The organism is Candidatus Marifrigoribacter sp. Uisw_064 (genome assembly GCF_047730175.1).
GTDB lineage: Bacteria > Bacteroidota > Bacteroidia > Flavobacteriales > Flavobacteriaceae > Marifrigoribacter.
On record NZ_CP159833.1, the window covers coordinates 1,573,655 to 1,586,047 of the forward strand.

Below are 12,393 nucleotides of genomic sequence, written 5' to 3' on the forward strand. Positions count from 1 at the left end.
TTACAAAAGTCGATTTAAAAGTACATCAACATTAATTAGAATAATACTGAAAACCCCAACAACAATGATAAATTTTAAGATACTGTGAAGTATTATATAATGTATTTTTTCATTCGATTTCCATAAAAAAAGAAGGAATATGATTAAGGCAATACTACTTCCGAAGAAAAAATAATTCATATATCCAATTTCAAACCGTGTAATCAATAAGAAAGTAGGAATGCTAGAAGTTAAGCACAAAATAGTAAGCATGATTTTTGAAGCTTTTTCGCCATAAACCACGGGGATTGTTTTATAATTTTGAGCTAAATCACCTTTTAGATTTTCTAAATCTTTTACGAGTTCACGCATAGATATGAGTAAGAATAAAAATGTAGCGTGGACAAAAATGACTAAATCGAAATTTTGATAATAAATAAAAACAGCAAAGAATGGTATCACTGCAAGTGTAGCGGCAACTAGATTACCAATGAAAAGAAATTTTTTCAGTTTATGAGAATAAAACCAAATTCCAAAAATATATAAAGAGAAAAAAATAACCGCTCTAAAAGATACATAGCTAGAAAATATGACCGACAAAAAATTTAGGACAAAATAACCAGTTAGTTTTGTTCTTTGACTAACTAATTTATCCAGCATGGTTTTACTTGGTCTGTTGATAAGGTCCTTATCACTATCGTAAAAACTATTAATAATATACCCTGCAGCAATAGCTGAAGAAGAAGCTAAAACTAACATTAGCAGATTGAGATCGAACAATACTTTTTTTAAGGGAAGCTCGGGAGCTAAAATATAAATGGAAGTAAGATATTGTGCGATAACAATCACCAAAACATTATAACCACGAACAATTGAAAACAAACTAAAAAACTTAATCAGCAAGTATTTTTGTTTTCTACGTAACATAGTATATTTTACGAATTGTATCTAGATGTTTCTGTTACCTCTAATATTTTAGGGGATTAAAAATTATAAACTACTTCTAGTTTATAGTCTTTTAAGACTTTTTTAGCTTGTTCTATATCCTCGGTAAATCCTAACATATATCCTCCGCCACCAGATCCACAAAGTTTTAGAAAATATGCATTTGTATCAATTCCTTTTTTCCACAACGTATGAAACTCTTTTGGAATCATAGGTTTAAAATTATCTAAAACAACTTTAGAAAGTTGTTTCATATTGCTAAAAAGGGATTTAATGTCTCCTTCTAAGAAATCTTCAACACAAGCATCAGTATGTTTAACAAATTGAGTTTTTAACATGTTACGGAAGCCTTCTTTTTTCATGCTCTCCATGAAAATCTGCACCATAGGTGCGGTTTTACCTGTAATTCCACTATCTAGTAAAAAAACAGCTCCTTTTCCGTTTTGTAATTGAGAAGGAATACCAGCAGGCTCTATATTATCTTTTGAATTTATTAATATAGGCAGACTTAGATAACTATTTAAAGGATCTAATCCTGATGATTTTCCATGGAAAAAAGATTCCATAGCCCCAAATATGTTTTTAAGTATTAATAATTTTTCTCGAGTTAAATTTTCAAGAATTGTAATTTTATCTGAAGCATATTTATCATAAATAGCTGCAACCAAAGCACCACTACTACCTACACCATATCCTTGCGGGATACTCGAATCAAAATACAAACCTTTTTCGACATCAGATTTTAAAGATTCAATGTCAAAGCTTACGAGGTCTTTGCTTTCATTTTGTAATTTTTCTAAAAAATCACTAAAACGTTTTAGATTTTGATTGGATTTATGAGTAGAAACAGTGTGATGTTCATCTATTTTTAGCGCACCCTTAAAAAAATTATATGGGATTGATAAACCTTTAGAGTCTTTGATAATTCCGTATTCTCCAAAGAGAAGGATTTTTGAATAAAAAAGAGGGCCACGCATACGTTACACTATTATTGAATGTTAAAAATACGATTTTTCCGCATGATTTCATCATTTATGTTGCAAAGATAGAAATTCTTACAAAGCAATTTATTAAAAAAAAATAAAAAAGTGTATTCTTCAGAAATTATTGTTGAGAGAAATAATATTCACAGTGGATTGTATATCATTTAATTAAGACATGGAGATAAGGTGTTGTTTTTTTTAAAAATTATTTTTGAATAGCTCCAAAACCAACTTGATCTATAATAAATTCACCGTTTTTACAAAAAGGAGCTAATTCATTTTTGATAAAAACTAGAACGGTCTCTTTTTCATTTTCTGGATATAACACATGAACATTGGCTCCAGCATCAAGTGTAAAACAAATAGCACTGTTTTGTAGCTTTCTATAGCTCCAAATACGATTAATAATTTCTAAAGTATTAGGTTTCATTAAAATAAAATAGGGCATAGAAGTCATCATCATCGCATGTAATGATAAAGCTTCACTTTCTACAATTTTTATAAATTCAGAAACATTTCCTTGTTCTAAAACAGGAATTAATTTTGATAAATTTTCATTTGCTTGTTGAAATCGTTGTTCGGCAAAAGGATGATCCTTCATTAAATTATGACCTACCGTACTGCTCACTTGTTTTTCGCCTTTATCTACCAAAAGAATAGTATCCTGATAATTTTTGAAATTATCATGAACTTGATAAGGATATTGTATGCCGAAAAGTTGGCTACTTCCTTGTATGTTTTCATGTGCTCCCCAAACAATTAATTCACCTTTAATACTTCTACAAGCACTTCCGGACCCTAGGCGGGCTAGAAAAGACGCTTTTTGATTAAAATAATCGCTGGATACTTCGGGTAGCATTAATTTTTCCATGCTCATAATACATAAAGCTATTGCGCTCATGCCACTTGCTGATGATGCTATTCCGCTACTGTGCGGAAATGTATTTGAGGTATGAATTTCGAATCGATAATGTTTTAAAAAAGGGATATATTGCTCAATTCTTTCAAAGAAAGATTCAATTTTTGGTTTAAAATCATCCTTTTTTTCTCCTTCAAAATAAACATTAAAATCAAATTCTTGATTTTGAGAGTCTTTTAGAAAATACTTTAATTCAGTTAGGGTATTACAATTATTTAAGGTGAAACTTATAGAAGCATTTTTTGGGTTTTGTTGTCCATACTTCCCCCAATATTTTACCAATGCAATATTACTTGGAGATTGCCACGTAACACTTCCATTTTTTAAATTATGTAAATATTTTTCAGGAATAAAATGAGACTCTTTCATTTAGGAAATTTTCAGAAACAAATATATAAAATCATGTTGTATATATTTAAAAACAGAAGATATTATAATACTAGAGAAAATACGTCTAAATCAGAAAAGTCTATTAATGAGTAGAAAGTTCTAAAAGTTTCGCCATCGTTCGATAATTTCGAGCGGTGGCTTTTATTTGCAACTTCTTTTCAAAGAAATTCGTGCCGCATTTCGCATTGTGATAACCATTTTCGCAGTAGATATATGCACGTATTTGTAACATGAACTTCTTCATTAGGATAATATTTTGGATCAATTTCACCCAGGAGTTCTTCGGAAACTAGTCGATCAAAAAGAATAAAATAACTTTTCACTTTTATTTCTTCTGAAAAAGGACACTCCTTTAAAATTATATTTATTTCTGAAGAAGCTTTAACAAGAACAGGAACTTCTCAACCATACTTCTTTAGAGCCGCTTCTGAAATGATTCCTGCACATCGAGAAGCATTTAGATTCGACCGAAATACCACATTTCCACTTTGAATATAAGTAATGACATCCTCAAACTCTAATTGATTTAGTAGTGTCCTTAAATCTGCCATTAATATCTTTCTATGGCCACCAACATTAATTCCTCTTAATAAAGCGATATATGTTATCATGTTCCTCTAATATATAAAAGTATTTTGGAGTATCATAAATAAGTAGTGAAATGACCTTTAAAAAAATACAAACAAAAATTGAATGTAATCCGTTATCTTTGAAACCCAATGAAAAAGGAATAACTAAAAAAAAATTGATTATGATTAAAAAAATTACGCTTTCTATGACCCTGCTTTTTATGGCACAAGCTATGATGGCTCAATTGAATTTTGAAGATAGTTCATCAGACTTAAACAATCCTACTTTGTATAGTGGCGCTGCTATATGTATCGCCGATATGAATAATGATGGTTTAGATGATATAGTTCGTTTAAATGATGCAGAGAATTTAGAGATTGAACTACAAGAAACCAATGGAACATTTACCAGAATAAATATTGGTGATGTAGATAGAGCATGGGGAATGACTATTGCAGATGTTGATGAAAACGGATATAATGACATTCTGGTAGGTGGATATTATAATAATTTAAAACTAGCCTTAGCAAATTCAGACGGTACAGATTATACCATAATTACATTAGGCGGACCTAGTATTTTTCTTCAGAATGCAAATTTTGCAGACATCAATAATGATGGCGATATAGATTTATTTGCATGTTCAGACGAAAGCCTTTCTGCTCCCTATGAAGGAGATGGAGCAGGTCATTTAACTTACAATATAGACCTTATCAATACAGAAAGTACGGTGCCTTCAGATAATTCAGGAAATTATGGATCTATTTGGACAGATTATGATAATGATGGAGATTTAGATTTATACATTTCAAAATGTCGTTTAGGAGTTGATGATCCTAACGATGGTAGACGTAGAAATTTATTATTCCAAAATGACGGTAATAATAACTTTACAGATGTAGCAGAAAGTGCAGGTTTATTGCCATTTGCACAATCTTGGTCAGCTAATTTTGAAGATATTGACAATGATGGGGATTTTGATGCTGTGGTGATTAATCATGGTATTACAACTCAAATTTATGTTAATAATGGAGATGGTACTTTTACAGATATTACAGCAAGTACAGGTATTGTGGCTGAGCTTTTAGAAATAGTAAAAGGGATTCAAGTAATGATGGAAGATTTTGATAACGATGGTTTTATTGATATTTTCATTACTTCTAGAGATGATGAACATAAAATATTTTTGAATAATGGAGATTTAACTTTTACAGATGCAACTATTTCTTTACCTGGAGGAACAACAAAAATTCAATCGGGTGCTTTAGGAGATCTTAATAATGATGGATTTATCGATATTCTAGCAGCTCATGCGTATGGTTATAATAATCCATATGAAGAAAGACCTGATCAAATGTTTATCAATGACGGGAATTCAAATAACTGGAGTCGTATTCTTTTAGTAGGAGTAGAAAGTAATATAAATGCTACTGCCGCAAAAGTAGAATTATGGGGCGCTTGGGGAATGCAAATTAGAGAAGTTAGAGCAGGTGAAAGTTACGGAACTCAAAATTCATTAGTGAATCACTTCGGAATTGGTACTGAAACTGAAATTGACAAAGTAGTTATTCATTGGCCTTCTGGTTTAACAGAAGAATATTTAGATATTAATAGTAATGAAAATATAACGTATGTAGAAGGAGATGGATCTTTAGGAACAAATGATGCAAATGCTGCAATTAAATTTTCTATATATCCTAATCCAGCAGATGAAGAACTTATTGTTCGTCATAACTCAGATCAAATATTTTCAAAACTTACTATTTATGATGTAAATGGTAGAAACTTAATGGAAGTTACTGAATTCGGATTACAACATACAATCTTAGATGTGTCCAGTTTAAAATCAGGTATTTATTTTATTACGATCGATAATCAATCGTTAAAGTTTATAAAGAAATAGATAGTTCAAAATCTTTCTATACTAAAAATGCTTCGATGAAAATCGAAGCATTTTTAGTTGCTATTCATTTAAAAATTCGCATAAAACTTTTATCAACATAGGTTAACAACTCTTCATAATTTTTTTGAGAAGAGAAGGATGATTTCTTTATTTTTACTTTCAAGGTTAGACCCCACAATACGACTTCATGTACTTAATTTTTGATACCGAAACCACGGGACTTCCCCGTAACTGGAATGCCCCACTTAGCGACAGTGATAACTGGCCTCGTTGTATACAAATTGCTTGGCAGATTCACGATAAGGACGGAAAACTTATGGAGCATCAAGATTATTTGGTGCAACCTGAAGGTTTTAATATTCCTTATGATGCTGAAAAAATTCATGGAATCTCAACTGAATTAGCTCAAGCTAAAGGAATTCCATTAGCAGAAGTAATCGAAAAATTTAATGAAGCCCTATTAAAATCGAAATTTATTGTGGGACAAAATGTTGGTTTCGATACCAATATTATGGGAGCAGAATACCATCGGTTGGGTATAGAAGACCCTATTCCAAATTATCCTGTTTTAGATACTTGTACCGAAGTTACAGCGAAACTTTGTCAATTACCCGGAGGACGTGGAGGAAAATTTAAATTACCTACCTTAACTGAATTACACAAGTTCTTATTTAACGCACCTTTTGGTGAAGCGCATAATGCAACTGCCGATGTTGAAGCAACCACTCGTTGTTTTCTAGAATTAGTACGAAGACAAATATTTACGACAAATGAATTAGATGTTCAGCCTGATTATTTTGAGCATTATTCTGAAGAAAACCCAAAAACTATTGAATTGATTGGCTTAAAGCATATCAATTTAAAAAAGGCTTCTGATAAAATTCGAAAAGAACTAGAAAAAGAACTAGTAGAAGATGAAATTTCTTCAGAAGAAAAAATAGAAAACGATGCGATTCTTCAAGAGAATCCCTTTGTTCATTTACATAATCACTCCCAATTTTCCATACTTCAGTCTACTTCTAGCACTAAAGATTTAATTAATGCAGCGATAGAAAATGACATGCCTGCGGTGTCAATTACCGATACTGGTAATATGATGGGTGCCTTTCATTTTGTGCAAGGAGTGAATAAATATAACAGTGAATTATCTGAAGAAGATGCACATAAAAATTTAAAAGGAATTGTAGGCTGCGAATTTTTTGTATGTGAAGATCATTTAAATAAAAATCACAAGGACAACGGATATCAGATTGTGATGCTAGCCAAAACTAAAAAAGGGTATCACAACCTAGCAAAAATGTCCTCTATTGCTTATACCGAAGGATTTTATTATGTGCCGCGGATAGATAGAAATATCATAGAAAAATACAAAGAAGATATTATTGTTCTTACCGGTGGAATGTATGGTGAAGTTTCAAGCAAAATATTAAATATTGGCGAAAAACAAGCAGAAGAAGCCCTCATTTGGTGGAAAAAAACTTTTGGAGATGATCTGTATGTTGAGGTATTACGTCACCAGCAGGAAGATGAAAATAGGGTGAATACGGTGTTAATTCCTTTAGCAAAAAAGCATCAAGTTAAATTAGTTGCCTGTAATAACACCTATTACATTAATAAAGAAGATGCCAATGCTCACGATATTTTATTGTGTGTGAAAGATGGCGAAAAACAAGCAACTCCTATTGGTCGAGGAAGAGGATATCGTTACGGATTACCTAATCAAGAATATTATTTTAAGTCTCAGGACGAAATGAAATTGCTTTTTAAGGATCTACCTGAAGCCATTGTTTCTATTTCTGAAATTATCGATAAAATTGAGTCGTTCACTTTAGCACGTGATGTGTTACTTCCGAAGTTTGATATTCCTACGGAATTTTTGAATACTGAAGATGAAGCTGATGGAGGAAAAAGAGGGGAGAATGATTATTTAAAACATCTCACCTATATCGGTGCGAAAAAACGATACGAAGAACTTACAGAAGAAATAACAGAACGAATAGATTTCGAATTGAGTGTTATTGAAAAAACAGGGTATCCTGGGTATTTTTTGATTACCGAAGATTTTATTCGTGAAGCCAGAAATATGGATGTGTCTGTTGGGCCAGGGCGTGGTTCTGCAGCAGGTTCTGTAGTTGCATATTGCCTTTGGATTACTAATATTGACCCTTTAAAATACGATTTGCTTTTTGAGCGTTTTCTAAATCCTGATCGTATAAGTATGCCCGATATCGACATCGATTTTGATGATGAAGGTCGAGGAAGAGTTATGGATTATGTGATTAAAAAATATGGTTCAAATCAGGTGGCTCAAATCATCACCTATGGAACCATGGCAGCTAAATCCTCTATTAGAGATACTGCCAGAGTATTGGATTTGCCCTTAAATGATGCAGATCGAATTTCGAAGTTGATACCGAATATGACCAAATTGAATAAAATATTTGGTTTAAGTGATACGGAATTAAGAGGGAAATTTAGAAGTGATGAACTTCCAAAAGTGCATGAGCTAATCACTATTTCTGAAGGTGATAATCTTGAAGCACAGACAATAAACCAGGCAAAAATTCTTGAAGGTTCTCTTCGTAATACGGGGATTCATGCCTGTGGAGTGATAATTACACCTTCCGATATTACAGATTTTGTGCCCGTAGCCTTAGCAAAGGACAGTGACTTATATGTTACTCAATTTGATAACTCGGTTGTTGAAAGTGCAGGGCTATTAAAAATGGATTTCTTAGGATTAAAAACCCTAACCCTTATAAAGGATACGGTAAAATTAGTAAAGCATAAACATAATGTAATTCTTGATCCGGATACCTTTCCATTAGATGATGAAAAAACATTTGAGCTATTTCAGAAAGGAGAAACCGTTGGAATATTTCAGTATGAATCTGCAGGAATGCAAAAACATTTAAAAGATTTAAAGCCTACCGTTTTTGACGATTTAATTGCCATGAATGCATTGTATCGCCCTGGACCAATGGAATATATTCCGAGTTTCGTACGTCGTAAACATGGGGATGAAGATATTGAGTATGACTTACCAGCGATGGAAGAATACTTAAAAGAAACCTATGGAATTACAGTGTATCAAGAGCAAGTAATGCTTTTATCACAAAAGCTGGCTGATTTCACCAAAGGTGAAGCCGATGTCTTGCGTAAAGCCATGGGAAAAAAGCAAATTGCGGTACTAGATAAAATGAAACCTAAGTTTATCAAGCAGGCAGCAGGGAATGGTCACGATGCTGAAAAACTTGAAAAAATATGGAAGGATTGGGAAGCCTTTGCGAGTTATGCTTTTAATAAATCTCACTCTACTTGTTATGCTTGGATTGCATATCAAACAGCCTATTTAAAAGCGCATTATCCAGCTGAATATATGGCAGCGGTACTTTCTAATAATATGAAAGATATCAAGCAAGTTAGCTTCTTTATGGAAGAATGTAAGCGTATGGGCATGAAAGTACTCGGGCCAGACGTAAATGAATCTTTCTTTAAGTTTACCGTAAATGACCGCGGAGCAATTCGTTTTGGAATGGGAGCCATCAAAGGAGTTGGTGGTAATGCAGTAGCTACTATTGTTGAAAAGCGGGAGGATGAAAAATACAAATCTGTGTTCGATTTAGCAAAACGAATTGACCTAAGAGCCGCGAATAAAAAGGCCTTTGAAGGATTAGCATTGGCGGGCGGATTTGATAGTTTTAACGCACATAGAGCTCAATATTTACATCCCGATGAAAATGGCATTTTGTTTATTGAAAAAGTGATGAAGTATGCTTCAAAATATCAGGAAACGCAAAACTCGTCTCAGGTAAGTCTGTTTGGTGACGCAAGTGAAGTACAAATTCCAGAACCTGAAGTTCCGCCTTGTGAAGTATGGGGAAACATGAAAAAATTAAAACAAGAAAAGGAAGTAGTAGGAATTTATATTTCTGGTCATCCATTAGACGATTTTAAAACTGAGATTAAATGGTTCTGTAAGAATAATGTTTCCGATTTTAATCATTTAGAAGAATTTATAAATCGAGAATTGTGTTTTGGGGGGATCATTGGAGATGTACAACATCGAGAATCGAAACAAGGAAAAGGATGGGCTTTATTTACTGTAGAAGATTTTAATGAAAATTTTGAGTTTAGAATTTTTGGGGAAGAATACTTGAAGTTTAGGCACTTTTTAGTACCCAATTCTTTTGTGTTTGTTAAGGTATTTGTAAAAGAAGGCTGGACCAATAGAGAAACAGGTAAAAAGAGTGACCCAAGAATGCAGTTTAACAGCATGCAAATGTTGCATGATGTGATGGAAAATCAAGCAAATAAGTTGACTATACAAATGCCAATTGAAGATGTTAGTGAAGATAAAATAGGAGCGTTAAAACAACTATTTAAAACCCATAAAGGGGACAAACAGGTTCAATTTGTGGTCTATGAAATGGAAGAGAAAGTAAAATTAACAATGCCTAGTAGAAAACAAAAAGTAGGGATTACTAAAGAGTTATTAGCAGACCTGGAACAAGAAGAGGTGGGGTATAAGTTGAATTAATACTCGGAAAGGGATTGAAACGGCATCCTTTTTATGACATAATTTTAGTTGAATATTTCTTTTTTTAGAGTTCATAAAAAGATATAGTGTAAAGCCCGGTGCTCTATTTTTAGGGATAGAGCAGTCCGCCAAACCATAAAAAAAATTAATACCCATATTGTCTAAACATATACTGACGCTGTAAGGTTTGGATTAATTTTTGACTACATTTGCATAATAATTAAATTAAAAACAATGGCATTAGAAATAACAGACGCTAATTTTGAAGAAATAGTATTAAAAAGTGACAAACCAGTTGTGGTTGATTTTTGGGCAGCATGGTGTGGACCTTGTAGAATGGTTGGGCCTGTAATCGAAGAATTAAGTAACGATTATGATGGTAAAGCCGTTGTAGGAAAGTTAGATGTAGATGCAAATCAAGAATTTGCTGCGAAATATGGTGTTAGAAATATACCTACTGTTTTAGTTTTCCAAAATGGAGAAGTAGTTGGACGTCAAGTAGGGGTTGCTCCTAAAAAGGTGTATGCTGAAGCGATTGATGCGCTTTTGTAACATACACATAAATAACGTTAAAAGGCTTGGCATATCGCTAAGCCTTTTTTATTTTAGACGAAGATGGATATTCAGAAAGAAATCAACGAAATAAAAGGATTTAAAAACCTGGAGCTACTTGCCAAGCAAGTGGTAGAGGGATTTATTTCTGGATTGCATAAGAGTCCGTTTCATGGTTTTTCTGCTGAATTTGCTGAACATAAAATATATAACCCGGGAGAAAGCACCAAGCATATCGATTGGAAGTTATTTGCCAAAACAGATAAGCTTTATACCAAACGCTACGAAGAGGAAACGAATTTACGCTGTCATTTAATTATTGATAACAGTAGTTCGATGCATTATCCTAATGTCAAGGATTTTTCAATCAACTCATTAAATAAAATTAGTTTTTCAGCCTTAGCTGCTGCGGCAATAATGAATTTATTGAAGCGTCAGCGAGATGCTGTAGGTTTAAGTATTTATAGCAATGAGTATGAGTATTATTCTTCTGAAATGGCTAGTGAACGGCATCATCAGCAGTTATTAGGAAAATTAAATGACTCACTTACTGATGACAGAAAAGAGGTAGGGACAAAGACTTTTACATATTTACATGAAATAGCCGATAAGATCAAGCGTCGATCTATGGTGTTTTTGTTTACGGATATGTTTCAGAGTGATGCAGAAGCTGAGCGTTTATTTGAAGCGTTACAGCATTTAAAATATAATAAACATGAAGTAGTGTTATTTCATGTGTACGATCAAGAAAAGGAAGTTGATTTCGATTTTAGTAACCGTCCTAAGCGTTTTGTAGATGTAGAAACGGGAGACCATATAAATTTATACGCAGAAAATATTAAAGAAAACTACGAAGTAGCGGTCAAAAGTTACTTTAATGAGTTAAAATTACGTTGTGGGCAGTATAGAATAAAGTACGTCCCTGTTGATATTAAGGAGAGTTTTAACTCAATACTAACGACTTATCTAATCGAAAGACAAAATTTTGCATAGGGACAGAATTTTTTTTAAAAAATAGTTTGTGACAAATAAAAAGGAGTGTATATTTGCAGCCGCCTACACAATGAAACTTGTTTCGGAGGGCAGGCTCACTTCTAGCGATAGAAGTAAAGACAAGCTTTTAAAGTCTTTAAAATAGTAGCACGGTCTGGTAGTTCAGTTGGTTAGAATACCTGCCTGTCACGCAGGGGGTCGCGAGTTCGAGTCTCGTCCAGACCGCAATTAAAATGTTGTGTTGAGTCCTTTAATTAGGACTAGTAGTCTAGAAATAGACCAGTGAGAAGCTTTTCCAGATGGAAAGGCTTTTTTGTTTTATAGCCGTTTATTATTGGTGTCTTTAGATCTCTCCCCTCTGTAGTACAAATTAAAATACAATGAAATACATTCACGTATTCACTTTTTATTATTTGGTGTAATAACTCAAGCTCAAATTGTAGATATTCCTGATGCAAATTTTAAAGATGCATTAGTGAATACAAATTGTGTGGATACTAATGGTGACGTTGACGATTAAAAGAAATAGCTTCTAAATGTCCCGTGCATAAAACAATTGCAAGCGAAGTTGTTTTTGATACAACGGTTATTTAATTGATTTTTTTAAACAATTTATTAT

The 12,393-nt window shown here is 32.9% G+C and carries 7 protein-coding genes, 1 tRNA gene and 1 pseudogene; 5 read left to right on the plus strand and 4 right to left on the minus strand.

Annotation, left to right across the window (positions count from 1 at the left end; all coding sequences use genetic code 11):
* The 4 genes and pseudogenes from ABXT64_RS07115 to ABXT64_RS07130 form a co-directional block, all read right to left on the minus strand.
* The gene (locus ABXT64_RS07115) at positions 1-906 is read right to left on the minus strand and encodes a geranylgeranylglycerol-phosphate geranylgeranyltransferase (RefSeq protein WP_443632241.1); all 906 of its coding nucleotides are present in this window, start codon (positions 904-906) and stop codon (positions 1-3) included.
* A gap of 56 nt (positions 907-962) precedes the next feature.
* Entirely contained in the window at positions 963-1,901 is a 939-nt protein-coding gene (locus ABXT64_RS07120) for a mevalonate kinase family protein (RefSeq protein ID WP_443632242.1), read from the minus strand.
* Between the two features lie 211 nt (positions 1,902-2,112).
* On the minus strand, positions 2,113-3,195 hold the full coding sequence (locus ABXT64_RS07125; RefSeq protein WP_443632243.1) for a diphosphomevalonate/mevalonate 3,5-bisphosphate decarboxylase family protein: 1,083 nt from the start codon (positions 3,193-3,195) through the stop codon (positions 2,113-2,115).
* A 179-nt stretch (positions 3,196-3,374) separates the two neighbouring features.
* Positions 3,375-3,827, minus strand: a pseudogene (locus tag ABXT64_RS07130) (DUF1697 domain-containing protein).
* A gap of 140 nt (positions 3,828-3,967) precedes the next feature.
* Between ABXT64_RS07130 and ABXT64_RS07135 the strand changes: the two are divergent.
* From ABXT64_RS07135 to ABXT64_RS07155, 5 genes are all read left to right on the plus strand, one after another.
* Positions 3,968-5,689: an FG-GAP-like repeat-containing protein gene (locus ABXT64_RS07135; protein ID WP_443632244.1), complete on the plus strand. Its 1,722-nt coding sequence runs from the start codon at positions 3,968-3,970 to the stop codon at positions 5,687-5,689.
* 187 nt (positions 5,690-5,876) lie between these two features.
* Positions 5,877-10,229: a DNA polymerase III subunit alpha gene (gene dnaE / locus ABXT64_RS07140; protein WP_443632245.1), complete on the plus strand. Its 4,353-nt coding sequence runs from the start codon at positions 5,877-5,879 to the stop codon at positions 10,227-10,229.
* Between the two features lie 234 nt (positions 10,230-10,463).
* Positions 10,464-10,781: a thioredoxin gene (gene trxA / locus ABXT64_RS07145; protein ID WP_443632246.1), complete on the plus strand. Its 318-nt coding sequence runs from the start codon at positions 10,464-10,466 to the stop codon at positions 10,779-10,781.
* A gap of 63 nt (positions 10,782-10,844) precedes the next feature.
* Positions 10,845-11,774: a DUF58 domain-containing protein gene (locus ABXT64_RS07150; RefSeq protein ID WP_443632247.1), complete on the plus strand. Its 930-nt coding sequence runs from the start codon at positions 10,845-10,847 to the stop codon at positions 11,772-11,774.
* A 151-nt stretch (positions 11,775-11,925) separates the two neighbouring features.
* A tRNA-Asp gene (locus ABXT64_RS07155) sits at positions 11,926-11,999 on the plus strand.
* The last annotated feature ends 394 nt before the right edge of the window (positions 12,000-12,393 follow it).

Coding starts and splice junctions, on each gene's coding strand:
- dnaE (WP_443632245.1), top strand. CDS start 5,877: ATGTACTTAATTTTTGATACCGAAACCACGGGACTTCCCCGTAACTGG.
- ABXT64_RS07125 (WP_443632243.1), bottom strand. CDS start 3,195: ATGAAAGAGTCTCATTTTATTCCTGAAAAATATTTACATAATTTAAAA.
- trxA (WP_443632246.1), top strand. CDS start 10,464: ATGGCATTAGAAATAACAGACGCTAATTTTGAAGAAATAGTATTAAAA.
- ABXT64_RS07115 (WP_443632241.1), bottom strand. CDS start 906: ATGTTACGTAGAAAACAAAAATACTTGCTGATTAAGTTTTTTAGTTTG.
- ABXT64_RS07120 (WP_443632242.1), bottom strand. CDS start 1,901: ATGCGTGGCCCTCTTTTTTATTCAAAAATCCTTCTCTTTGGAGAATAC.
- ABXT64_RS07150 (WP_443632247.1), top strand. CDS start 10,845: ATGGATATTCAGAAAGAAATCAACGAAATAAAAGGATTTAAAAACCTG.
- ABXT64_RS07135 (WP_443632244.1), top strand. CDS start 3,968: ATGATTAAAAAAATTACGCTTTCTATGACCCTGCTTTTTATGGCACAA.